General features: G+C 52.8%; 15 protein-coding genes. 8 read left to right on the forward strand and 7 right to left on the reverse strand.

The window, feature by feature from the left end:
- The first annotated feature begins 53 nt into the window (after window positions 1-53).
- Together M3089_RS03870 and M3089_RS03875 are read left to right on the forward strand one after the other, a co-directional pair.
- Complete coding sequence (locus M3089_RS03870; RefSeq protein WP_249081839.1) at window positions 54-3,263, forward strand: UvrD-helicase domain-containing protein; 3,210 nt, start codon at window positions 54-56, stop codon at window positions 3,261-3,263.
- Window positions 3,260-6,163, forward strand: coding sequence for a PD-(D/E)XK nuclease family protein (locus M3089_RS03875; RefSeq protein ID WP_249081840.1), 2,904 nt, complete (start codon window positions 3,260-3,262; stop codon window positions 6,161-6,163). The genes M3089_RS03870 and M3089_RS03875 overlap by 4 nt, the downstream gene beginning before the upstream one ends.
- An 18-nt stretch (window positions 6,164-6,181) precedes the next feature.
- Here the strand turns inward: M3089_RS03875 and M3089_RS03880 are convergent, their stop codons facing one another.
- The 3 genes from M3089_RS03880 to M3089_RS03890 all read right to left on the reverse strand — a co-directional run bounded on the left by M3089_RS03880 (window position 6,182) and on the right by M3089_RS03890 (window position 8,947).
- Entirely contained in the window at window positions 6,182-7,339 is a 1,158-nt protein-coding gene (locus M3089_RS03880) for an MFS transporter (RefSeq protein WP_249081841.1), read from the reverse strand.
- A gap of 34 nt (window positions 7,340-7,373) precedes the next feature.
- Window positions 7,374-8,195, reverse strand: a complete 822-nt coding sequence (gene panB / locus M3089_RS03885) for a 3-methyl-2-oxobutanoate hydroxymethyltransferase (RefSeq protein ID WP_249081842.1) — start codon at window positions 8,193-8,195, stop codon at window positions 7,374-7,376.
- A gap of 104 nt (window positions 8,196-8,299) precedes the next feature.
- On the reverse strand, window positions 8,300-8,947 hold the full coding sequence (locus M3089_RS03890; RefSeq protein ID WP_205110547.1) for an HAD family hydrolase: 648 nt from the start codon (window positions 8,945-8,947) through the stop codon (window positions 8,300-8,302).
- A gap of 826 nt (window positions 8,948-9,773) precedes the next feature.
- On the opposite strand from M3089_RS03890, the gene M3089_RS03895 reads away from it, so the two are divergent.
- Together M3089_RS03895 and M3089_RS03900 are read left to right on the forward strand one after the other, a co-directional pair.
- Window positions 9,774-11,015 (forward strand): rhamnogalacturonan acetylesterase, encoded by a 1,242-nt coding sequence (locus tag M3089_RS03895; protein WP_249081844.1) that lies wholly within the window; start codon window positions 9,774-9,776, stop codon window positions 11,013-11,015.
- Window positions 11,016-11,075: 60 nt separating this feature from the next.
- Window positions 11,076-13,694 carry a glycosyl hydrolase gene (locus tag M3089_RS03900; protein WP_249081845.1) on the forward strand — a complete coding sequence of 873 codons (2,619 nt, stop codon included), beginning with the start codon at window positions 11,076-11,078 and terminating at the stop codon, window positions 13,692-13,694.
- A 114-nt stretch (window positions 13,695-13,808) separates the two neighbouring features.
- Here the strand turns inward: M3089_RS03900 and M3089_RS03905 are convergent, their stop codons facing one another.
- Entirely contained in the window at window positions 13,809-15,458 is a 1,650-nt protein-coding gene (locus M3089_RS03905) for a glycoside hydrolase family 43 protein (protein WP_249081847.1), read from the reverse strand.
- Window positions 15,455-16,516, reverse strand: a complete 1,062-nt coding sequence (locus M3089_RS03910) for a hypothetical protein (RefSeq protein ID WP_249081848.1) — start codon at window positions 16,514-16,516, stop codon at window positions 15,455-15,457. The genes M3089_RS03905 and M3089_RS03910 overlap by 4 nt, the downstream gene beginning before the upstream one ends.
- A 655-nt stretch (window positions 16,517-17,171) precedes the next feature.
- Here M3089_RS03910 and M3089_RS03915 point away from each other — a divergent pair.
- Complete coding sequence (locus tag M3089_RS03915; RefSeq protein WP_249081849.1) at window positions 17,172-18,830, forward strand: putative transporter; 1,659 nt, start codon at window positions 17,172-17,174, stop codon at window positions 18,828-18,830.
- A gap of 70 nt (window positions 18,831-18,900) precedes the next feature.
- Here the strand turns inward: M3089_RS03915 and M3089_RS03920 are convergent, their stop codons facing one another.
- On the reverse strand, window positions 18,901-20,079 hold the full coding sequence (locus M3089_RS03920) for an MltF family protein (RefSeq protein WP_249081850.1): 1,179 nt from the start codon (window positions 20,077-20,079) through the stop codon (window positions 18,901-18,903).
- Window positions 20,080-20,264: 185 nt separating this feature from the next.
- On the opposite strand from M3089_RS03920, the gene hisG reads away from it, so the two are divergent.
- The 3 genes from hisG to hisC are packed head-to-tail and all read left to right on the forward strand — an operon-like array spanning window position 20,265 to window position 23,509.
- The gene (hisG, locus tag M3089_RS03925) at window positions 20,265-21,116 is read left to right on the forward strand and encodes an ATP phosphoribosyltransferase (RefSeq protein WP_249081851.1); all 852 of its coding nucleotides are present in this window, start codon (window positions 20,265-20,267) and stop codon (window positions 21,114-21,116) included.
- A 7-nt stretch (window positions 21,117-21,123) separates the two neighbouring features.
- Window positions 21,124-22,413, forward strand: coding sequence for a histidinol dehydrogenase (hisD, locus tag M3089_RS03930; protein ID WP_249081852.1), 1,290 nt, complete (start codon window positions 21,124-21,126; stop codon window positions 22,411-22,413).
- Between the two features lie 55 nt (window positions 22,414-22,468).
- Window positions 22,469-23,509 (forward strand): histidinol-phosphate transaminase, encoded by a 1,041-nt coding sequence (gene hisC, locus M3089_RS03935; RefSeq protein ID WP_249081853.1) that lies wholly within the window; start codon window positions 22,469-22,471, stop codon window positions 23,507-23,509.
- A 374-nt stretch (window positions 23,510-23,883) separates the two neighbouring features.
- On the opposite strand, the gene M3089_RS03940 is transcribed toward hisC, so the two are convergent.
- On the reverse strand, window positions 23,884-25,044 hold the full coding sequence (locus M3089_RS03940) for a DUF6057 family protein (RefSeq protein WP_249081854.1): 1,161 nt from the start codon (window positions 25,042-25,044) through the stop codon (window positions 23,884-23,886).
- Window positions 25,045-25,090 lie beyond the last annotated feature (46 nt).

Raw genomic sequence — 25,090 nt, forward strand, 5'->3', positions numbered from 1 at the left:
GATGACATGGAACATCCACGTGCAACACCCTACCCTCACACATATTTATAATTATGAACAAACCCCTAATTGTATATAAAGCCAGTGCCGGAAGTGGAAAGACATTCACCTTGGCAATAGAATATATCAAATTGCTTATACACAACCCATACGACTTTCGCTCCATACTTGCCGTGACATTCACGAACAAGGCCACCGAAGAAATGAAAACCAGAATACTCAGCCAGTTGTACGGGATATGGAAGCAACTCGACGACTCACGCTCTTATACCGAAGCCATTTGCGCTGGTCTCGACGCCTCGCCAGCCTTTGTCAGCCGGCAGGCGGGACTGGCGCTGAGGTTGTTGCTCCACAATTACAATGGATTTAGGATTGAGACCATTGACTCTTTCTTCCAGAGCATACTCAGAAACCTTTCAAGGGAGCTCGACCTCACGGCCAATCTGCGCATAGAGCTCAACGACAAGCAGATAGAAGAGCAGGCCGTCGACGCCCTTATCGAGGGCCTGGGGCCTCACGACGAACTGTTGCAATGGATAATGCGGTTTATCACCGACAACATTTCGGAAGACAAGAGCTGGAATGTAATAGGTTCGATCAAGGCCTTTGGCACTACCATTTTCAGAGAATTCTATAAGGAAGCAAGAGGCCAGCTGGCTGGTACCATCGGCAACGGCGCCTTGTTCGATGAGTACAAGTCGGTGTTGTATGCAGAAAAGGCATCGGCTGCAGCACGCATGAAAGGCTATGCCGACACTTTTTTCGACATCATCTCTGACAACGGCCTTGTTGTCGACGACTTCGCGTCCAAAGACCGCGGCGTATGCGGTTTTTTCCTGAAGATTCAGAAAGGCACGCTTGACGAAAAGATTGTGGGCAAGCGCATAACCGAATGCATGGAGCAGTCCGACAAATGGGTCAGCAAGACCCATCCCAATCGCAAGTTAATCAGTGCACTGGCAGAAGAGAAGCTCATCGGCCTGCTGAAAAAGGCAGTCGACGACAGGCCTGTGCAATGGTGCAGGTATAAGTCGGCAGAGCTGACGCTGCGCCACCTGAGCCAGCTGCGCCTCCTTGGAAGCATAGAACAGAAGGTTCGCGAACTGAATGAGACATCCAACAGGTTCCTGCTAAGTGACACACAGTATTTGCTGATGTCGCTCATCAACGACAGCGACTCGCCATTTATCTATGAAAAAATAGGTGCCCTGCTGAAGTTCATCATGATAGACGAGTTTCAGGACACGAGCACCATACAGTGGCGAAACTTCAAGGTGCTGCTTGCCGACTGCATGAGCCGCGAGGCAGCCAACAATATTATTGTGGGCGATGTCAAGCAAAGCATCTACAGATGGCGCGACAGTGACTGGCGGCTTCTCAACGATATAGAACACGAGTTCCCCCACCCTGACCGCCAGCTCGACATCAGGAATCTTGGAACCAACTACAGGTCGGAGCGCAATATCATTGAGTTCAACAACGCATTTTTCTCAGCCGCCGCCGAGAAGGAATATGCCGCGCAGGCCGAGGGAGACACCGCTGCAGCCGAACAGTTGCGTAGTGCTTACAGCGACGTATGCCAGGGCATACCCGAACACAGGCGCGCCGAGGGCTATGTGAGCATAGAGTTGCTGCCGACTGCCGAATACCAGCAACAGACTCTGGAGGGAATAGCCGAAAGAGTGAGACAACTGACGGCCATGGGCATACCACAGAACGAGATAGCCATCTTAGTGCGCAACAACAAGTACATACCGCTCATCGCCGGATACTTTGCCGAACACGAGCCTTCGGTAAGCATAGTGTCCGACGAGGCCTTCCGCCTCGACGCCTCAATAGCTGTCAGGGTGATTGTCAATGCGTTGCACCTGCTTAACCATCCTGACGATTCAATAGCAAAGGTGTTCCTGGCCAAGGCATACCAGAATGCAGTTTGCGGCAACAATATCACAGACGACGAGATTACAGGATATGGTGGCCCTGAGTCGCTCCTTCCAAAAGCCTATGTAGACTCAATGGAATCGCTTCGCCGCACCCCGCTATACGACTTGGCCGAACGGATATACTACATATTCCAGCTGAAGCGCCTTGACGACCAGAGCGCTTATGTATGTGCCTTTTTCGACCAGCTTTGCAACTTCACATCAGACATGGCGGCCGACATCGACACTTTTGTGAGCAAATGGGACGAAAGCATTGGCAGCACAACCATACAAAGCAACAAGCTCAACGGCATACGGCTCATATCCATTCACAAGAGCAAGGGGCTTGAGTTCAACAACGTAATACTGCCTTTCTGTGACTGGCAGATGGAAAAAACCACAGGTAACATAATATGGTGCAGGCCCGAGACGGCGCCTTTCAACATGATTCCACTGATTCCGGTCGATTATGGCACTGGACTGATGGGCACCGTATACGAAAAAGAATATGTCAGGGAGCGCTTGCAAAATTGCGTCGACAATCTGAATCTGCTGTATGTTGCATTCACGCGTGCCAGCCGCAACCTGTTCGTGATTGGCAAATACAACGCCACCAATTCACGTTCGGAATTGATACAAGAGTGCCTGCCTCAAGTTGCCGATGTCCTTGGCGACGCACGCCTGTGCCAGCCAGACTCCCCAGATGAGCCGATGACGTTTGAATATGGCACACTAAGCCTTGGCGTAAAGAAAAAGTCGGGGCACACAGACAACATGTTCTTGGAAGAGCCCGAAACCGAGGGCATTGTCATAGAAACGTACAGGAACACCACCGAATTCAGGCAGAGCAACAAGAGCAAGGAGTTTACCGAAACCACAAATGCAGAAAACGAGAAAGACAACTATATCAAGATGGGCTGCATTCTGCACAAGGTGTTTTCCTCGATAGCCACCACTGCAGACATAGGGCAGGTGCTTGCTCAACTTCGGGCCGACGGAATATTGCCCACCGACAGCAACAAGAGCCAGACTATAATAGATATGTTGCACAAGCGACTGACCGACAGCAGGGTGAAAGACTGGTTCTCTGGCAAATGGACTCTGTTCAATGAATGCTCCATCCTGTCTATGGATGGCAACGGGCAACTGATGGAGCGCAGGCCCGACAGGGTGATGACAGACGGCAAACGGGTCATAGTGGTCGATTTCAAGTTTGGTACGCCGCGCGAAGAGCACCATCGCCAAGTGGGCGAATACATGGAGCTTATCTCGTCTATGGGATATGCAGACGTTAAAGGTTACCTTTGGTATGTTTACAACAACAGGATAGAAGAAGTATGAAAACATTTTTAGAATACGTCGCACGGGATATAGTGTCGAAACACGGCACCAACCTTGCTGACACAGTGATTGTGTTCCCCAACAAGCGTGCGTCTCTCTTTCTCAACGAATATTTGGTGCGTGCAGCGGGAAAGCCCGTGTGGAGCCCTGTGTACACAACCATCAGCGACTTGTTCAGGGAGCACTCCGACCTCATAGTCGGCGACAACATCAAGTTGGTTTGCGATCTTCACAAGAGTTTCGTTGCCTGCACCGGAATCGACGAGCCCCTCGACCATTTCTACGGATGGGGCCAGCTGCTGCTTTCCGACTTCGACGACATTGACAAGAACATGGCCGATGCCGGCAAAGTGTTTGCCAACCTAAAAGACATACACGAGCTGGATGGCGTTGCTTACCTCAGCCCAGAGCAGATAGAGGCAATAAAGACGTTTTTCAGCAATTTCACAGAAGACCACGACTCGGAACTGAAAAGACGCTTCCTAAGGCTGTGGAGCAAGTTCGGCGACATCTATTCAGACTATAACGAGCGCCTCACGGCCCAGGGGATGGCATACGAAGGTGCCCTATACCGTAGGGTTGTAACCGACACGGCCGTGGAGTTCAGTCATAGCCGCTACATCTTCGTAGGCTTCAACCTGCTGCAAAAAGTTGAAAGGCAGCTTTTCAAGCATCTCAAGAGCGAAGGCAAGGCCCGCTTCTATTGGGACTTGGACAAGTACTACATGGCTGCCGACGGCCCTGTGCAGCATGAGGCCGGCCATTACATCTCGTCGTACCTTAGCGACTTCCCCAACGAACTGGACAGCCACGCAACCGATATATACGACAACTTTGCCGCCAACAAGCAGATTACATACATCTCTGCACCGACAGAAAACATACAGGCGCGTTATGTTAGCAAATGGCTTCACGACAATGGACGCATGGCGGCAGGCCGTTCCACGGCTGTAGTCTTGTGCAACGAAAGCCTGCTGAATGCAGTGATACACAGCCTGCCTGACGACATCGGGAGCGTTAACATAACAACAGGCTACCCGCTTTCGCAGTCACCGCTAAGCTCCTTGCTCTATGCCCTGATAGCCTTGCAGACCTCAGGATACGATGCCAACCACGACAGATACCGGCTGCACTATGTGAACGCTGTGCTTAATCACCCTTATGCGTGCTACATCTCTGCCGGAAGCAAAGAGTTGCACAAGGCAATAAACACCGACGCCAAAGTCTACTACCCCGACAGAGCCACCTTGTGCATTGACGACGGGCTTTCACTGCTGTTTGAAGACGCAGCCAACGGCGCGGCAGATGCGACGCGGGCGGGGCAAATCACCTCATGGGTCATCAAGCTCTTAAAGCGCATAGCCGACAATTCTGCCGACGAAAAAGATCCGCTCTTCAAGGAGTCGTTGTTTAAAATGTACACGCTGGTCAACCGTCTCGACGGGCTGATTGCCTCGGGCGACTTGACAATAGACGTCATAACGCTGCAACGGCTGCTCAACCAGGTAATACAGTCGACAAGCATCCCCTTCCACGGGGAGCCGGCTGTGGGTGTGCAGGTGATGGGGGTGTTGGAGACAAGAAACCTTGATTTCGACCACTTGCTCATCCTTTCTTGCAACGAAGGCAACATGCCCAAGGGCGTCAACGACACATCTTTCATACCATACAGCATAAGGAAAGCCCACGAACTGACGACGGTCGACAACAAGGTGGCCGTCTACTCTTATTATTTCCACCGCTTGCTACAACGCGCCACCGACATCACCATATTATATAACAACGCCGTGAGCAACGGCAATGCCGGCGAGATGAGCCGGTTCATGTTGCAGATAATGGTTGAGAGCAACCATGCCATTGCCAAAAAAGCCCTTCAGTCGGGGCAGACGCCGGCCGTGTGCAATCCCAGGGAGGTAAAGAAGTCGGGCCACATAATGGACAACCTGCTGGCCAGGTTTGATTTGTCGCGCAACCCACAGGCGCTGCTCACCCCATCGGCCATCAACAGGTACATGAGATGCCAGTTGCAATTCTATTACAATTACGTTTGCAATATCAAGGAACTTCAAGACGATGACGAAGGTATAGACAACCGGGTGTTTGGCAACATATTCCACTTGGCGGCCCAATACATATACGAGCAGCTGTCAAGCCGGCAAGACGTGATAACACCAAGTGCCCTGAAGTCGTTGCTCAGCCAACCGGCGGCAATTGAGCGGGCTGTCGACTCGGCTTTCAACAGCGAACTGTTCAAGATAAAGTCGGGCCGAGTGAGGGCCACTGAATATAACGGACTGCAACTGATAAACAGGGCCGTCATAATAATGTACCTGCGCCGTCTCATCGAGATAGACTTGAAGCAGGCGCCTTTCAGCATTGTCGGTCTTGAGGAAGATGTGCGTCGCGACTTCGTGATTCAAGCAGGCGGCAGCACCATTTCTACAACCATTGGCGGCAGGGTCGACCGTATCGACCGTATAAGCGACGGGGCCGGCGAGCGTCTTCGTGTCGTAGACTACAAGACCGGCGGCAAAAAGATAAAGCCATTGCCAGACATAGAGGCAGTGTTCGACCCGTCGAGGCTCAAAGACCACAGCGACTACTACCTGCAGGCCATGCTCTACAGCCTGATTGCCGGAGAGTCTGCGCAACTCAATCCGGCCAAGTTGCCTGTCAGCCCGGCATTGCTCTTCATACAGCACACTGCCGGCGACGATTACGACCCGACGCTGTGCTTCGGCAAGGCCCCCATAACAGATGTCATGGAACACCGCGACAGGTTTTCAGAACAAATAAAGGAAAAGGTAAACGACATGTTCAACCCCGACATACCGTTTGTTCCAACGGCCGACGACAACATCTGCAAGACATGCCCTTACGCCGCCATCTGCGGCCTGTAACCAACAAGAACCGGGCAATCACCGGTTCTTGTTGGCCATAAACCATTTGTGGGTTATGAAATTATACAGCACGAAGGCAAAGGCCAGTATGCACAATGCCAGCGACAGCAGCCCGTGTACCGAGCCCTCAAAGGCTGCGTGGCCTACAAACAGGCCTATGGCTATGCCCGACTCCCACCCCAGTATGAATGTGCTCTGCGAAGTGCCCCGCTGGCAGTGGCGGCTCAGCTTGATGAAGAAAAGCAGGAATCGCGCCCCGATGATGCCTATTCCGCATCCAAGCAGCAGCGGCGACATGTACGACACTATGGCCTGCGTCCGGGTGAGCATGGCCAGCACCGACGCTGCCATGATGATGAGCCCGGTTATCACTTCGCTCTTCAACTCGGCATTGCGGAACACAAATCGGCCGGAGATCACGGCCAGGCACAAGCCAGCAAACAGCATTGCAAAAAACAATGGCTGAGGTGGCATCGACAGCAACAGTCCCGCAACGGTCGTGACGACTGCAAGGTTGGCAAACAACAGCGTACCCTGAGGCAGGAAGAAACGGTCGAGCCGAAACAGGCGAGTGTCTTCTCCGGGCGCCTTGAACGGGAATTTGACCATACTTATGAAGACAATCGCCAAGAATGCGCAGGCCAGCGAAGCTATGACCGAGCCATCGAAGCCGGTCAACTCATACGAATAATATCCGGCAAGTGGGCCCAATGGCAGTGAGAAACGCGCAAACCACGACGCTATGTGGTTGGCCTCAGTGCGCTGGAACGACTCGGTGGTGTCGATGATGAGCGTGCTGCACAGAACCATCTGGGCCAACCCGAAACATGCACCCTGGACAAAACGCACCGCGATGACGAGCAAGGCAAACTCTGGCGAGCCCTCAAAACGGTCGGCATACATCTGCCCAAGCTCTGTTGCCATCATGCCTGCGACGGCCCACACGCAGACCATGTTACGCCGGAAACGCTGTACAAGAAACGAACATAGAGGCCCGAAAAGAAACATTCCGATGCCCAGCGCCCCCAAGGCAGCCCCCGTCTCGACATGGCTAAGCCCTACAGTGGGCAACCACTCTGACAGGGCCGGTATCTGGATGTAAACCGATGCCGACAACAAAAACGTCGACATGACCATCAGCCAGAAGTCCTTATGCCATACATCTATGTGAACCACAGTGTTTTGCGTGTGCATATCGTTTAACCCAGACTTAGTAAGACTCCGACTCGTTGGGGAAATCGCTACTCTTTACGTCGCTCACATAGTTGCCTATGGCGTCGGTCATGATTGAGTTGAGGTCGGCATACCTGCGCAAGAAGCGGGGGCTGAAACCCTTTGTCATGCCAAGCATGTCGGCCACAACAAGTATCTGTCCGTCGGTGGCTCCGCCCGCCCCGATGCCAATGGTGGGCACGGGCACCTCTGCCGTGACCATGGCAGCCAGCTTGGCAGGCACTTTCTCGAGCACGATGGCAAAGCAACCGGCTTCGGCAAGCGCCTTGGCGTCGGACATCAGTTTGTCGGCTTCCTGTTCTTCCTTGGCGCGCACGGCATACGTGCCAAACTTGTTGATGCTCTGTGGCGTCAGTCCCAGATGGCCCATCACGGGTATGCCGGCGTCGAGAATGCGCCTCACAGTGTCCAATATCTCAACGCCGCCCTCAAGCTTCAGGGCGTCGCAGCCGCTCTCTTTCATTATCCTTATGGCGTTTCTCACTCCATCGCTGCAATCGGCCTGATAGCTTCCAAACGGCATGTCGCACACAACGAGAGCCCTCTTTACTGCATTTGTCACCGAACGGGCATGATATATCATCTGCTCTATGGTTATAGGAAGTGTGGTGGTGTTGCCGGCCATCACGTTCGACGCCGAGTCGCCAATGAGAATTCCGTCTACCCCGGCAGCGTCCACGATGCCTGCCGTCGTAAAATCGTAGGATGTGAGCATTGAGATTTTCTCTCCCTTCTGCTTCATCTCCATGAAGCGATGCGTAGTAACCTTACGTGTGTCGCTTACCAAATATCCAGCCATAAATTCGTTCAATTTAAATTTCGGGGTGCAAAGTTACACCAATTCATCAAAAAAGCAAAACTTTTATAAAACAACTTTTCCCCGGTGGCTCCGCAAGCCGTTTTTTACAGCAGAGCCTTACACTTCGAACAGTCCAGTACCGTATAGTCGTCTACCACCATGTCACAGTAAGGCCCGATGGCTTCAGCCGGGTTGGTGGTGGCCAGTCCTATGACTTTCATTTTTGCCGCCCTGCCCGATTTCAGTCCGTTGAAGCTGTCTTCGAATACGATGCACTCGCTGCTCGCCGCACCAAACCGCAAGGCCGCTTTCAGGTAACAATCCGGGTCGGGCTTGCTGCGCTCAAAGTCTTCGGCCGTAAGTATGGCGTCGAACATCTGCTTAAACTCGGGGTGCTTGCCGTAGACGGCCTCCATCTTACGGTTGTTCGAACTCGTCACGACGGCGGTATATACGCCTGAAGCCTTGAGGTCGGCCATAAACGATTCGAATCCGGCCACGTAGACAAACTCCATCTGCTGTTCAAACTCATTCAGCCGCTTCGTTATGATTGGCCTTACGGCCTCAAGCTCTCCGGCAAAATAGCGGTCGTATATCTGTACCAGTGTCTGGCCTTTGATGTCTCTTTCCAAATGTGGTTTCTCTGGGTGAAATTCCCTGCATTGCGCTCCCCAAAACTCGGTGTACTGTGGTTCGGTATCGAAAACAACTCCATCTAAATCAAACAATGCGGCCTTGAATGTCTTTTCCATATCTCGCGTTTTTGGCTGCAAAATTACACATAAAAAACCAACAACCAAGCATTAGTGTGTGAAATAATGGTTACGCCACAGCCGTTTGCCAATTCCATTGACAGATTGCTGGCAATTTGTTTGCATGCTGAAACACTGCCATTGGCCGATGCACGATGGGCACTGGGCAGAATGCCTACGGCAACCGCTGCTTACCGGGCAGACTTGCTTTTCCGCCCCCATCTACCTGTAACAGGGCGTTGGGCACGAGTCGGTTTCATCACATTGCCGGGCATGTCGGCTTACGGCTTATTTAAAGTCACTGACGGCCGGACAGAGACTTGGCATCGGGAATTGGGGAGACAGTTATTGCGGATTATGCATTGAAGCATGGTAAACGCTCAATGCCAGCGGCTTGGCAAACGGATGTACCGTATGGGTGAATGTAAACTTAATGTCAACCAAATCACTTGTTGCGTAACTACCTGACAGAAAGTGTGTTGCCACATTGGGCATAAAGCGATTTAAAACGTGCCGTTTTACAACGCCATACGGCACGTTTTACACTGCTAAACGGCCCATATTGCGATGCAAAACGGCTCTGCTCATGCGGCAACGGGATGTTTGTAAATCATTATTACCACATGCCAGGCATGTTGGGAAAGACATGATTAATTGGCTGCATAAGAAATATCTATCCATCAGTTAATGACTTTTAACCATGAAAGCATGACACGCTGCCTGCTGAAACATATTTTTTTATTACCTTTGCATTGCTTTAACGTGCCAATACAACTAAAGAAACGCTATTAAACAATCAATAAATAATAACTTAAAAACCAAACTGATGGTAAACAAAATGTTTTTGGCCATGTTGGCCTTTGTTCCTTTCATGTCGCAGGCACAGACGTTCGACTTCGACATGACAAAGAAACAACCAGTCTACACGGATGCTGCCGGCTATGGGTATGACATACTCGGAGAGCCGGAAAAGAAAAGCAACGACCCTTTTTACTTCTCTGTCAAAGTGCCCGACGGGAACTATAAAGTCAAGGTTGAGCTTGGCTCTAAGAAGAAAGCAGGCAACACAACAGTACGGGCTGAAGGCCGCCGGCTGATGGTTGAGAATGTTGACACCAAGAAAGGGCAGTACACGAGCTACGAATTTGTGGTAAACAAGCGCAACCCTCAAATCAATGAGAAAGAGCGTGTGAGGATTAAAGAGCGCGAAAAGGGATATCTCAACTGGGACAACAAGCTCACGCTTGAGTTCAACGGCGACGCCCCGGCCGTAAAGTCGATACACATCGAGCGTGACGACAGCTGCCCCACGGTGTACCTTTGCGGCAACTCTACAGTGGTAGACCAAAACAACGAGCCGTGGGCAAGCTGGGGCCAGATGATACCAAGGTGGTTTGACTCGGGCATCGCCATATCCAACCACGCGGAAAGCGGGCTCACCGCCGGTTCGTTCCTTTCTTCAAAGCGCCTTGAAAAGATTATGACTACACTTAAACCGGGCGACTATGTGGTCTGCGAATTTGGCCACAACGACGAGAAAGAAAAGGGCCCGGGCACGGGAGCATGGTACCACTACACCCGAAACCTGAAGATTTTCATCGACAACGTGCGCTCAAAGGGTGCCACAATAATATTCTGCACACCCACGCAACGACGCAGGTTTGCCGACGACAAGAAAACAATCATCAACACACACGGCGACTTCCCCGCTGCAATGAAGGCTGTGGCTGAACGCGAGAATGTGCCTCTGATTGACTTGCACCAGCAGACGACGACGTTCTTTGAGGCCCTGGGATATGAAGACAGCAAGCGGGCCCTGGTTCATTACCCGGCAAACACATTTGCCGGACAAGACAAGGCCCTGGCAGACAACACTCACTTCAACACCTACGGGGCTTATGAGGTGGCTAAAATCGTGGTCATGGGCATGAAGAAACTAAACCTTCCGCTCGTGAAAGACATAAGGCCCGACTTCAAGGACTTTGACCCGAGCCAGCCGGACGACTGGAAAACATTCAAATGGGCGCCCGCACGCAACGTCGAGCTGGCTAAGCCCGACGGCAATTGACGGTGCATCCGACATACTGCGGTAAACTGATTTACAACAAAACATTATACAACAGATTATATGAACTACAGATTCATGGCTTTTGCCGGCGCACTGATGGTGGCCGGCGGCATGTGGGCACAATCGTGGCCCGTAGCCAAGCCCGAAGCCAAACCGGGAGCGCGATGGTGGTGGATGGGCTCTGCCGTCAACCAGGAAGACTTGAGATGGAATATGCGGGAATATTCCAAGGCGGGCATTGGCGCCCTGGAGATAACGCCTATCTACGGCGTCCAGGGCAACGACAACAACGAACTGGAGTTTCTGTCGACTCCCTGGATGAACGCACTTAAGTTTGTTGAGTCCGAAGGAGCTAAGGACGGAATCCTCATCGACATGAATAACGGTACGGGATGGCCCTTCGGCGGACCGTACGTGCCTATTGAAGAAGCTGCCGCAAAACTGGTTTGCACCGACGTGAATGCCACTGGCAAGGAGCTGCGCAAGGGCGTAGACATAAGTGTCAAGGACGAGAAGGAAAAGCAATATGCCAAGCTCAGCAGGGTGATGGCATACGCTGCAGACGGCACAGTGGCCAACCTGACCGAATTCACAGATGCCAACGGCATGGTGACATGGAAGAAAGCACCAAAGAAGGGACAGTACCGCATCATCTCTGTTTACTGCTCACGCACACGCCAGAAGGTGAAACGGGCTGCACCCGGTGGCGAAGGTTACGTGATAGACCACTTCGACCACGATGCTGTTGCCCACTACCTGCAACGGTTTGAAGATGCTTTCGACAAGAGCGGCACGCCATATCCGCACACGTTCTTCAACGACTCGTATGAGGTTTACCAGGCCAACTGGACGCCAAAGCTGTTCGAGGAGTTTGAGAAACGCAGGGGATACAAGCTCGAGGAACACCTGCTCGAGCTGCTTGGCTACAAGGAAGACGCCGGCAACAAAGTGCTCGTAGACTACAGGGAGACCCTGGGAGAGCTGCTTCTGGAAAACTACGTCAACCAGTGGACGGCCTGGGCCCACAAGCACGGGGCCAAGACCCGCAATCAGGCCCATGGCTCTCCAGCCAACCTGATAGACATTTATTCGGCCGTAGACATACCGGAGATCGAGGGGTTCGGCCTCTCTGAATTCGGCATCAAGGGCCTTCGGACCGACAGCGGGTTTACGCGCAAGAACGACAGCGACATATCAATGCTGAAATATGCGGCATCCGCAGCTCACATCACCGGCAAGACATTCGCCAGCAGCGAGACTTTCACATGGCTGACAGAGCACTTCCGCACATCATTGTCGCAGTGCAAGCCCGACATCGACCTCATGTTCACATGCGGAGTCAATAACATGTATTTCCATGGAACGACTTATTCGCCACGCAACGACGCATGGCCGGGATGGAAGTTCTATGCTTCCATCGACATGAGCCCGACCAACAGCATCTGGCGTGACGCCCCTTATCTGATGAAATACATTGAGAGATGCCAGAGCTTCCTGCAGATGGGGCAGCCCGATAACGACTTCCTTGTTTTGCTGCCTGTGCGCGACATGTGGGCCGAACGCAGCGGAACAGGCCCCAAATCACTGCTGATGATGTTCGACATCCACAGCATGGACAAGAAAGCACCGGACTTCATAAAGAGCATTCTGGAGATTGACATGGAGGGATTCGACTGCGATTACATCAGCGAAAACTTCATCCTGACTACCAAGTTCAACGAAGGCATGCTTGAGACGGCTGCCGGCACACGCTACCATGCGCTTATTATTCCCGGAAGCGGCAACATGCCGGAAAACGTCAAGGCACACATAGAAGAGCTGAAAAGCCAGGGCGCGAAGATAATTTACGGCATCGACAAGCAGCAAATGGCCTCGGCAGCCAAGCCGGAGCCCATGAAGTATCAGTTCGGGCTGCGCGCGATAAGGCGCAAGAACGACTCCGGCCACCACTATTTCATAGCAAACCTGTCGCCCAACGACGTGGATGCGCGCATACCTCTGGCCGTAGGCATGAAGGATGCACGTTGGTTCAACCCCTTGAATGGCGAGATATACAAGGCTGACGTGACTGCCGAAGGTGTGAAGATGAACCTGCGCAGCGGTGAGTCGATGATATTGCAGACTTACGACCATGCCCTTACCGACAACAGGGTTGAGCGCAAGACGTCGCTCGGCGAGGCCAAGCAGCTCAACGGGAAGTGGACTTTGAGCTTCGTTGAGAGCGCTCCCAAGGTGGCAAAGACATTCGACCTGCCCACACTGACTACATGGGAAGCACTCGACGACGACTCAGTGAAGGTTACGATGGGCACCGGTGCTTATACAACCTACGTCAACCTGACCAAGGACGAGGCCAAGAGCAATTGGGCAATCGACCTCGGCGACGTGCGTGAGAGCGCCAGAGTGTATGTCAACGACAGCCTTATTGGCTGCGCATGGTCGGTTCCTTTCGTGCTGGACTGCAAGAACCAGCTGAAGGCGGGCAGCAACAAGATATGCATCGAAGTAACAAACCTGCCTGCAAACAGGATTGCCGACCTCGACAGACGGGGTGTAAAATGGCGTAAGTTCAAAGAAATCAACATGGTGGGCCTTAATTATAAGAAGGGCACATACGCCGACTGGAAGCCTGTGAAGAGCGGCTTGAATTCGCCGGTCACACTGTATAAGTTGAAGTAAGGCATCAGACAGACACATTCTAACATAAAAGCCCGCCATGATTGATGGCGGGCTTTTATGTTCATACAGGCTTAACCATGCGGCAAGACTAAGCCTGACATGCCATGGTGGCACTTACTTTGTTACTCTGATCCAATCGACGTCGAGGAAGCCGGACGGGGCTTTGCCTGCAGGTTCCTCTGCCACGAAGCCGAATTTGGCTCCGATCCATTTGCCTTCACGCATCTGGAACTCGTCTCCTGCAGTCTCAAACTTCTTGCCGTTCTTGCTGTATGCAAACGTCAGCTTGGCTCCATCCTTCACCGTCAGGCGCAAATAGATTTCCTCGTATATAGCCGGTTCGTAGTCGATTTTGTCTTTGTCGGTAGCGTCGAGCTCGGCAATGACTTTCACTTCCTCGGGTTTGCCCTTGTCAGCCTTATGGCATGTCACTTGCTGAAGCTGGAACTTGTCGCCCACTCTCTTCACAACGAGGGCGCTGTAGTCAAGTCCCATCATGATGATGCCGGCATACTGGCCCTCTTTCTTGGCCGCAAACTTTATCTTCGCCGTAGCCGTGAAAGAGTCGGCCGGCGTCTTTTGCAGCAAAAGGTTGGGCGCTTCCCACAGGTTCACGAAGTTTTCGCTGAGCTTGTTGGTGTATAACCGGTAGAAACCGTAAGGAGTTGGCTGGCCGAACTTGGGGTTGTAATTGGCGTGCCACTGCCATTGCTTGCCAAGCACGGGCTCGTTGAATTCGTCGCTCTCAACCGGGTTCTGTATCGGGTAAGTCTTGCCAACGTTTGGCTTTTTGTATCTTGTGACCGGGTCGCCGCACAAATCGCCGTCCTTGTCGACGCCCATCACCGGCCAACCCTTAACCCAATTGACCGGTTGGAGGTGCACCACGCGCCCATAGGGGCCCTTGTCTTGAAAATGAAGGAACCAGTCTTCGCCTTGCGACGTGCGTACAAGGCCACCCTGATGAGGGCCGTTCACCTCTGACTTGCCTTGCGCGAGCACCATCTTGCTCTCGTATGGGCCGAAGGGGCTCTTTGAACGCATGGCCAGCTGCCATCCCGTAGGCACGCCGCCGGCGGGAGCCAATATCCAATACCAGCCGTCAATCTTGTAGAACTTCGGCCCTTCTACGGTGCGGTTGGTGTTGTTTCCATCGAAGACAATCACCGGGTTGCCGATGGCCTTGGTGCCGTCGGCCGACAGTTCGCACACCGAGAGCACGCTCTTGAAGCCCGCCCTGCTGCCGGCCCAGCCAAACACGAGGTAACAACGGCCGTCGTCGTCCCACAATGGCGTGGTGTCGATGATGCCCTTGCTCTTCATCACCAGCACAGGCTCCTCCCATTCGCCGGCCGGGTCTTTGGTCTTGACCATAAATACGCCATGGTCGGGGTCGCCCCAGTATATATAGTATTCACCGTTGTGATACCTGATGCTCGGAGCCCACACCCCCATGCCGTGGGCAGCCTTGTCAAACACCTCTTCGGGCACCATCTTCTTGATGGCGTGGCCTACTATTTTCCAGTTGACGAGGTCGTTGGAATGCAGGATGGGCAGGCCGGGTACGCAGTTGAACGAACTTGCGGTAAGGTAGAAATCTGTTCCAGACGGCCCCACACAAACGTCTGGATCGCTGTAGTCGGCATTGATGATAGGGTTGGTGTAAGTGCCGTCGCCATTGTCGGGACACCACACTTGCGAACGATACTGAGCCATGGATGCCATTGGCAGTGCTGCCATGAGCAACAACAAAGGTAATTTCATAAAGCTTGTATTTTTAGTTTGCAATTATTTCCAGCTGCTATTCTCATCGTCATTACGGCATTTTCGTCGGCAGGGGTGAGCGATAGCGCCACATGGCCCATGGTGCGCCTCAGGTTTATCTCGACGCAGGGATGCAAAAGGAAGCCCGTGCCGGCATTGCCCTCCACCACCATCATGTCGATGCCGAAGGGCCCGGTGTAGGCCTCCCCGATGCCCACTGCAAGGCTCTGCTGTATCCGTGCCCTGACGCTATCGAGCAAGCCGCCGGGCAGGCAGGCCGTTATGGCTGCACTCTTTACGCTCTCTGAAGCAAGCATGTTGCCTGTATATGCACTGCCTTCTGCCTCAAACAGCGACAGTCCGAGATAGGTTATTCCTCCCCGTCCGTCGCTGAAGAACTCCATGCCGAAGTCTTTTACCTTTTTATAATACGGCTCAACCATCAAACACCCCTGCTGATTTAACATGTTTTTTATCCATCCCATCAGGCTGCCCCCTTCCTCGCCGGCGTGCATTATGCGCACTCCCCTGCCGCTGCTGCTCCATGGCGCCTTGACCACCACGTGGCCAAGGGCCTCTGCCATGGCTGATATCTGGGCGGCCGAAGTGCACTCGCGGGCCATGCCGACGGTGCCTTCCTGCTGCAATGCGGGCAGGAGCATGGCTGCCGTACGCCTGTGTGACAATGAGCGCACGGCATCGATGTAGTCTTCCGTAGGGCATGACGAGGGCCGAACCCCGTGGCGTAGCAGCCTGTGACAGACGGCCCTGTCCCACCCCCATGGGCTTACGGACTGTGGTGACATGCCGCACAGGTCGGCAGTGGTTACGAAGTGCACTCGCTGGGCGGGCCTCGACAGGGCCGTAAGCACCTCATTCAAATTGCTGCGGGCCAGCTCAACGTCGTCTACAAGCACCGCGTCGCCGTCGGCAGCCCACAAGGCCGGAATGAAGCCAAGGCCCATGCGCAGGCGCCTTGCTGCCAGCGGCGGTGTAAAGTTTGCCAGGTTTGCCCCCATAGCCAGGTCGTGCTCAGGGTTGAAAACATGTAGGGTCATTGTTGCCTATATATAATTATGTAAGTAGCTGTTCAAAATTAACCGATACAATAGACCTTGCAGGTGTCCTCTATATCTTTGCCACCATCTTGTGTGCTCTTTCAGGCCGCATGCCAAAGTCTCATCGGTCGCGTAGCCCGCTACGCTCTCTCTTCGGACTGTGGCATGCATCTCAGAAATAGCGCACAATTTGATGGCAATTAATTTTGAACACCTACTTATTGTCATTTCTGCGCAAAATTACCTAAAAATAACCAATATCAGCCATCCGGCAGTGAAATTAATGAAACAGGAAAGGGTAAAAATATTTCAAGCCAGAGGCCATGCCGTTAACTGCCTGTGGCACAGCTGCTTCAGCACGGTGGCCGTTCTGCATCATGAAACGGCCCGTATGAGGCTGTGAAACAGCCCTTTCCGACATGCAAAACGGCCCGTGCCACAGTGTGAAACAAGGCATGCAACCTTATTGTTGACATTTTGTCAAACATGGAAAAAACCTTGGGCCCTGCAGCACCGCCATTTGCCCTTATCATCAAGCGGCGTGTCCATAAAGGCCTAAAGTGGCCCGCAATACCAAAGATTCTGCATCGTAATGCGCCAAATATGAATAATATTTTGTACTTTCGCGGCCGAATAAAGAAACAACAACCATATTATGAATTGGCTTGAAAGTCTTTTCGCTACGCCGTCGGCACTGCAGACAATAATAATTCTGTCACTAATATGCTCTGTCGGACTGGCTTTCGGCAAGTTACGTGTGGCAGGCATCTCATTAGGAGTTGCGTTTGTATTCTTCATAGGCATCGTTGCCGGTCATTACGGAATCACTGTCGACCACAGCATGCTTAGCTATGCCGAAACATTCGGCCTGGTATTGTTTGTCTATGCGCTCGGGCTGCACGTCGGCCCCGGCTTTTTCAATTCACTTTTCCACGAAGGTTTCAGCCTAAACCTGTGGGGGCTTGCCGTCGTTGCTGCCGGAACGATGATGGCCCTTGCCTTCTGCTGGTTTCTGCCGGTGCAGTTGTCAGACATGATGGGCGTGCTGTGCGGCGCAACAACCAACACCCCCGCCCTTGGTGCCGCACAACAGACGCTGCGGCTGTTCGGGCTCAATGCCGACGGGGCAGCACTGGGTTGCGCCGTGACCTACCCCCTCGGCGTTGTCGGGGTGATATTGGCAATGCTTATCATGCGCAAGTTTTTCGTCAGGGCATCCGATCTGGAAGAGCACCACTCCACCGAGCACAACACATACATCGCCAGGTTTGTGGTGGTCAACCCGGCCATCGACGGGCGCACGCTGGCGCGCATCAACGAGATGAGCCACCGCCACTTCATCGTTTCGCGCATCTGGCGCGGCAATGACGTCATCGTGCCGCGGTCAACAACAGAGCTGAAGCTGAACGACAGCGTGATGGTGGTGACAACCGAGCAAGAGGCGCCCGCCCTGGAAATACTTTTTGGCAAAAAGGCAGAAGAAGACTGGAACAACAAAGAAATAGACTGGAACGCCATCGACTCAAAGGTGGAATCGCGCGTGATAGTGATAACCCGGCCCAAACTAAACGGCAAGATGCTGGGCCACCTGCAGCTTCGCAGTGCCTACGGAGTCAACGTGAGCCGCGTGATTCGCGGTGACATGAGCATACTGGCCACAAACAACCTGAGGCTGCAATACGGCGACCGACTGACCATTGTAGGCGAGGCCAAGGCCCTCGACAACGTTGAGCCGTTCTTGGGCAACGCTGCCCGCAGCCTCGACGAGCCCAACCTGGGCGCCATCTATCTCGGTCTTGTGCTCGGTCTTGTGCTCGGCGCCGTCCCACTGAGCATACCCGGCATAAGCATACCTGTGAGCATGGGCATTGCAGGTGGGCCCATTGTGGTGGGCATACTTGTCGGAGCATTCGGCCCGCGCTTCCACCTCGTGACATACACCACGCAAAGCGCCAACCTGATGTTGCGCAAGCTGGGCCTGTCTATGTACCTTGCGTGCCTTGGACTTGAGTCGGGCGGCCAATTTTTCGACACCATCATGCGCCCGGAAGGACTGCTATGGGTGGGCCTGGGCTTTGTGCTGACGGTGGTGCCGGTGCTCGTAGTAGGCCTCATAGCCCTTCACAGCAAGAAATACGACTACGGCACGATATGCGGCATTTTGTGTGGCAGCATGGCCAATCCGATGGCCCTTACCTACGCCAACGACACTATAAAAGGCGACGCGGCATCGATAAGCTATGCCACGGTATACCCGCTGTGCATGTTCATGAGGGTTATAGTGGCCCAGATAGTGCTTTTGCTATTCCTATAGCGCAGCCATGCCTCCGGCTTGCCGCGGTTACAGGCAAGCCGGAGGCATGGCAAGGCAACGGCCCGCAAGGCTATTGCCCGTCGGGATTCAGCTTAAACTTTTTCTTGCTGTGCCTGGCCTTGCGCGGCGTAAGGCCAGAGGCGCTGCCGTGGGGGCTCCTCACCCCACCATACTGTTGCCACCGCTGGCGTATCTTTGACACATAGCCAACCGTCTCGAAGCCACGCATATACCCGTGCTTTACCACCGGGTCGCGGTAGTAGCGGGGCTCGCTGAGCAACAGCACATAACGCGACACCTCGCTCCACGACTTCGGGTCGGAGCCGTTTTTGGCCGCAAGGCTCATCGCATCCCTAATATGGTGATAGCCGCCGTTATAGCTTGCCAGCACAAAGTTGGTGCGCTCGTTGCGGTTGGCAATGTCGCTGAACTTGCTTTCCAGCTCACCCAAGTATCTTGTAGCCGCTTCGATGTTGGTCTCGGGGGTGAATATGTCTGAAAGGGCCAACCCCAGATGCGCCGCCGTCGACGGCATTATCTGCATCAGTCCGCATGCCCCAGCCCACGACTTTGCGTTCGGGTCGAACGTAGACTCCTGGTAGCATTGGGCCGCAAGCAGCCGCCAATCCCACCTTATGCGCTGGCTGTGCTTCACAAACAATGCGTCATAGCGCGAAATTATGCCTTTCTGGCGGTCTTGCATCGGTGCATATACACGGCGGCTTACACTTTTGGAGCTAAGCAAAAAGTCTTCTTCGCGCTCGACATCGGCCAGCATCGAGGGCTTGAACCATTCGTCAATGGCTTTGACCAGCATGTCGCTGCTTGCCTTTGCCACCCACCTTGCACCGTCGGAATTGTTGCGCGGCCCGCACATCACAACGGCACCACTGCTGTCGGCGAGCGCAGCCGTGTCGGAAGGCGACACCCAGTATGCCGCGACATCGGCGTCGCCGTCAATCAGCTTGCGCATTAGCTCCATGGTGTCACGGCACACCTCAACACGCAAACTGACCCCGATCTTGTCGGCAAACCGCTGGCAAAGCAGGAAGTGAAGGCCGAGATGCTTGCCGTGGTAATCGTAATACGACTCGGGGCCGCTAAGCGTTGCCATTATCATCTCACCATTGCCGACAATCTCATCAAGGTCGAATGTGGCATTGGATGCCACCGTGTCGTTGACCACACCCCACGGTGCAACAACCTGCTCGTCGCCCTTGTTGCCATTGGAACAGGCCGACAAAGCCATAACAACGGCAGGGCTGACGCACAAAGCAAACAGGCCAACACCGTGGCATATTATATGTTTATATGCAGCTAATATTCTATTTACTCTCAAAACCTTAACAATTTGACTGCAAAATTACACAAAATCTTGCACAATCATGTATTTTTGAGTAAATTTGCCACGTTTTAATATAACTCGGAATTATTATGTTACGTATTGCAGTTCAATCCAAAGGAAGGTTGTTTGAAGACTCCATTAACCTCTTGTCTGAGGCAGACATAAAAGTAAGCGCGGGCAAACGCACTTTGCTTGCCCAAGCGGTAAACTTCCCACTCGAAGTGCTTTACCTGCGCGACGACGACATTCCGCAAAGCGTAGCCAGCGGAGTGGCCGACTTGGGCATTGTGGGCGAGAATGAATTTCAAGAGCGCTCGGAAGCAGCCGATGTGATATGCCGACTGGGGTTCAGCAAGTGCCGCCTGTCGTTAGCCATACCTAAGGACATTGAATATCCGGGGAAAGAATGGTTCAATGGCAAAAAGATTGCAACGTCGTATCCGGGCATACTGTCAAAATACTTGAAAGAGCAAGGCATCGACGCCGAGATACACGTCATCACCGGAAGCGTCGAGATATCTACGAGCATTGGCATTGCCGACGGAATATTCGACATCGTCAGCAGCGGCTCTACGCTTGTGAGCAACAACCTGCGCGAGGTTGAGGTAGTGATGCACAGCGAGGCAGTGCTGATAGCCAACCGAAACATGACCGACGAGAAGAGGGCGTTGCTCAATCAGATGGTTTTCAGGTTCGAAGCCGTGAGGAGCGCCGAAGACAAAAAGTATATCCGAATGAATGCCCCGAAGGATAAGCTCAACGAGATAATAAGCGTTCTGCCGGGGCTGAAGAGCCCCACGGTGATACCACTCGCAGACGATGAATGGTGCTCTGTGCACACGGTGCTCAACCAGAAATGCTTTTGGGAGATAATAGGAAAGCTGAAGGAACTTGGGGCGCAGGGCATATTAGTGACCCCGATAGAAAAAATGATATTGTAATAAGCGCATGAAAATAGTCAGGTACCCGGAAAAGAGCCTGTGGAAAAGCATTTTGGAGCGCCCTCACATCGACGCTGCCAGGTTGGGCTCGACGGTCTCAAGCATACTTGAAGACGTGAAACGCGATGGCGACGACGCCGTAAAGAAATACGAAGAGCAATTCGATCACGTCTGCTTGCAGTCGCTGTCTGTTTCAAAAGAAGAAATGGACGAGGCAGAACAGCTCGTGTCAGACAAGCTGAAAGACGCCATACGCCTTGCTTACCACAACATCAAGGTGTTTCACGAATCGCAACTCACTTCGCCCTCGAAGATTGAAACGCAACCGGGAGTCACATGCTGGCAAAAGCCGGTGGCCATTCAACGCGTAGGCCTTTACATCCCGGGAGGCTCCGCCCCTTTGTTCAGCACGGTGCTAATGCTGGCCACCCCGGCCAAGATTGCGGGCTGCGAGCGCATTGTGCTGTGCACGCCGCCGGGTAAAGACGGCAAGGTTCACCCTGCCGTACTGTTTGCGGCAAAGGTTGCCGGCGTCAGCGACATATTCAAGGCAGGAGGCGTCCAGGCCATTGGCGCAATGGCTTATGGCACGGAAAGCATACCTTCTGTGTACAAGATATTCGGCCCGGGCAACCAGTATGTCATGGAAGCCAAGCAGCAGGTGAGCCTGCATGGTGTGGCTATAGACATGCCCGCTGGCCCCTCGGAGGTTTGCGTGATTGCCGACGAAAACGCCGATTGCGCGTTTATTGCAGCCGATTTGCTTTCGCAGGCTGAGCACGGCCCAGACTCGCAGGTTGTACTTATAACGACAAGCGAAAAGGCATTGACCGGCGTACAGCAGGAAGTAATCGCCCAACTTGAATCGCTCCCGCGCAAGTCGATAGCCTCACAAGCACTCGATAACAGCAAGCTGGTATTGGTGCATGACGATGACGAGGCCATGGATATGGCCAACCTGTATGCGCCCGAACACTTGATTATTCAAACGGACAACTATGCCGAACTGGCTGAAAGAGTGGTAAACGCCGGCAGTGTGTTCCTTGGCAGGTATGCATGCGAGAGTGCCGGCGACTATGCGAGCGGCACAAACCACACGCTTCCCACCAACGGATATGCCACATCGTACAGCGGGGTGAACCTGGACAGCTATTTCCGCAAGATAACTTTCCAGCACATCAGCAGCCGGGGCATAGCAAACATTGGGCCGGCTGTAGCGGAAATGGCTGCCGCAGAGTCGCTTGATGGCCACAAAAATGCCATGACGCTGAGAATGAAAAGCCTCTCTGGCAACTGATCGCGGCAGATGCCTCATGTGGCCATTATATGAATGTGCATACCAAATATAAGCAATGATGGATTTAAAAGAATTGACAAGACCCAACATATGGAACCTTTCTCCGTACAGCAGTGCACGCAATGAATACAGTGGGCACACGGCGAATGTGTTTCTCGACGCAAACGAGAACCCTTACAACAGTCCTCTGAACAGATATCCCGACCCTTTGCAAAGCGAACTCAAAGCGCTTGTGGCAAGAGTCAAGGGGGTTCCGGCAGAGTGCATCTTCCTCGGCAACGGCAGCGACGAGGCCATTGACCTGGCTTACCGATGCTTTACGCAGCCCGGGGTGAACAACGTTGTTGCCATAGAGCCGACCTATGGCATGTACAAAGTATGCGCAGACATCAACGATATAGAGTACAGGCCGGTGTTGCTTGACAATGGGTTCCAGATGAATGCAGACAGTTTGCTGTCGGCATGCGATGCTGACACAAGGCTGATTTGGCTTTGCAGCCCCAACAACCCGACAGGCAACAACCTGAAACGCAATGAGATTGAAGAAGTGCTGAGACGTTTCCATGGACTTGTGATAGTCGACGAGGCGTACAGCGACTTCTCTACCGAAAGGCCTTTCAGGCTCGACTTGGACAAATTTCCCAATCTCATCGTGCTCAACACCATGAGCAAGGCATGGGGATGCGCCGCCATCCGACTTGGCATGGCTTTTGCCTCAAAGGAGATTATCAGCCTGTTCAACAAGGTGAAATATCCATACAACATAAGCTCGCTGACGCAGGAACAGGCTATCGAGGCATTCAAAGACCCGTATAAGGTGGACAAGTGGATTAAGATAATACTGCTTGAACGCACACGAATGATTGATGCCTTTGGCATGTTGCCATCTTGCAAGAAAGTGTATCCTACCAATGCCAACTTCTTCCTTGCCGAGATGGACGATGCACAGGCAACATACGATTATCTTGTAAGGAAAGGAATAATTGTAAGAAACCGCAACAAGGTTGCCCTGTGTGCCAATTGCCTGAGGATAACGATAGGCACCAAAACTGAAAACAACGAACTGTTGGCAGCCTTGAGGCAGCGAATTGGTTAGCCTTGAGGCGTGACGGCCGTATATAGTTTTATGTGCAAAGGGGATATGTTTGGCTTTTGTTGAGCCCTACATATCCCTTTGTCACATGTTGATATGCTTTTTTCTTTATTACGTTCTTGGCAAAGCTGCAATGGCAACAGCCTTGCCCCATCCGCCAAATTGCCACCTTCGCCGGTGCCCCAATGGCTTTTTACTGTTCATGGAGGGCAAAATCAGTGCAAACCTGTTGGCGTCTTGTTGCATGAAAATGCCATGATAGTATACTTCGTTTGCGCATCTTGCTTGTGGCTACATAATTCAATATCCGGCCAAAACACCTTTGGCCGGATATTGAATTAATCATTTTGCCATGAAAATCACATGCGTTTCCACTGTCAATGCCCATATTCGAAATACCACCAGTATGTACTTGAGTATTGTGGACGAACGGCGTTTTTACGCTCTTCGTCAGACGCGAATGTCTTTTCAAGTTCTTGCAAGTCTTCATAATCGGTGTCCATGACATCATTGTGATACACAAGCACAGGATTGGCGCGCAAATGTGTGTATAATGTCAGGGCTTCGCGGTAATGCTGCGGCAGGCTGTCGTTGATTTCATAATACCTCGGCAAGGCATTGGCAAATCCGTCCAGGTCGCGGTCTATGAGATATCCGCACAGCACATAGTCACGTACCGCCTCGGACGCGTGGCCTGAATGCTGCAATGCAGACAGGTATAGCTTGGCGTCCATTGGCTTGGCTGGCTTGGCACCAAGAAACCTATAGATGCTGTCGTTGGGGTAAAGAAGGCACCTGGTAGCACCGTCCATTGGTATCATGTCGCTTGAAGTCCCCTTCACTGGATATTTGAACAGTTCGTCGGCCAGCCGACCCTCGTGAGCCAGAGCATACACCCGAAGTTGTGTCAGGGCAGCATCGGCTTCGTCAGACTTCTCACCAACGGCAAGCACCCCGGCATAATCACGCTTGACAAGCATGCCCTCGGCTTTCATGCGGTAATGCATGACAGAGTCGTTGTTGCCGGCAAAGCCCACAAAAAGGAAGATTGCCGACATCTGCATGACGTTCCTCCACAGCACGTCTGTCACTTGTACAAAGCTGTCCTCCCCCTTCGAGGTTCCTGAGGGAACGCGGCGCAGCACGACACACAAGCCTGCCCACAGCAACAAGAACACCACGGCCAGCCACCAAGCGAAGCCCAAGGCAATCTTGCCAGCCTCGTCCGGGCTCATGCTGGACAATAAAGCGAGAACCAATGCAGAGGGGAAGTAAGTCAGTGCGTACGACTTTGCACCGAGACGCGCCAATGATGACACGCCAACTTGCAGCAGCATTAACACCACAGTGATGATGATGGCACCGATAAGTCCGTTGTATGTCGTGACGCCACCACTCAGTATATGCTGTGCCACGGCAAGCATGTCTGCCTGATAAAACAGCAGATAGACAAATGAAAAGCCACAGAATAGAACAGCGCACAAAGCTTTCATCAAGTTGACGCGCCCGTCTGCACTTCTATGATTGGTATAACTCATTTATAAATTAATGCACTTGTTTCGTTTAAACGTACACATGACCTAT

The organism is Marseilla massiliensis (genome assembly GCF_023336985.1).
Taxonomy (GTDB): domain Bacteria; phylum Bacteroidota; class Bacteroidia; order Bacteroidales; family Bacteroidaceae; genus Prevotella; species Prevotella intestinigallinarum.

What these genes read in the sequence shown, in the direction of transcription:
- M3089_RS03875 (WP_249081840.1), top strand. Translation starts at nt 3,260, where the DNA reads ATGAAAACATTTTTAGAATACGTCGCACGGGATATAGTGTCGAAACAC.
- M3089_RS03940 (WP_249081854.1), bottom strand. Translation starts at nt 25,044, where the DNA reads ATGAGTTATACCAATCATAGAAGTGCAGACGGGCGCGTCAACTTGATG.
- hisC (WP_249081853.1), top strand. Translation starts at nt 22,469, where the DNA reads ATGATGGATTTAAAAGAATTGACAAGACCCAACATATGGAACCTTTCT.
- panB (WP_249081842.1), bottom strand. Translation starts at nt 8,195, where the DNA reads ATGGCTGGATATTTGGTAAGCGACACACGTAAGGTTACTACGCATCGC.
- M3089_RS03870 (WP_249081839.1), top strand. Translation starts at nt 54, where the DNA reads ATGAACAAACCCCTAATTGTATATAAAGCCAGTGCCGGAAGTGGAAAG.
- M3089_RS03910 (WP_249081848.1), bottom strand. Translation starts at nt 16,516, where the DNA reads ATGACCCTACATGTTTTCAACCCTGAGCACGACCTGGCTATGGGGGCA.
- M3089_RS03920 (WP_249081850.1), bottom strand. Translation starts at nt 20,079, where the DNA reads ATGGCTTTGTCGGCCTGTTCCAATGGCAACAAGGGCGACGAGCAGGTT.
- M3089_RS03890 (WP_205110547.1), bottom strand. Translation starts at nt 8,947, where the DNA reads ATGGAAAAGACATTCAAGGCCGCATTGTTTGATTTAGATGGAGTTGTT.
- M3089_RS03905 (WP_249081847.1), bottom strand. Translation starts at nt 15,458, where the DNA reads ATGAAATTACCTTTGTTGTTGCTCATGGCAGCACTGCCAATGGCATCC.
- M3089_RS03900 (WP_249081845.1), top strand. Translation starts at nt 11,076, where the DNA reads ATGAACTACAGATTCATGGCTTTTGCCGGCGCACTGATGGTGGCCGGC.
- M3089_RS03895 (WP_249081844.1), top strand. Translation starts at nt 9,774, where the DNA reads ATGGTAAACAAAATGTTTTTGGCCATGTTGGCCTTTGTTCCTTTCATG.
- M3089_RS03915 (WP_249081849.1), top strand. Translation starts at nt 17,172, where the DNA reads ATGAATTGGCTTGAAAGTCTTTTCGCTACGCCGTCGGCACTGCAGACA.
- hisG (WP_249081851.1), top strand. Translation starts at nt 20,265, where the DNA reads ATGTTACGTATTGCAGTTCAATCCAAAGGAAGGTTGTTTGAAGACTCC.
- hisD (WP_249081852.1), top strand. Translation starts at nt 21,124, where the DNA reads ATGAAAATAGTCAGGTACCCGGAAAAGAGCCTGTGGAAAAGCATTTTG.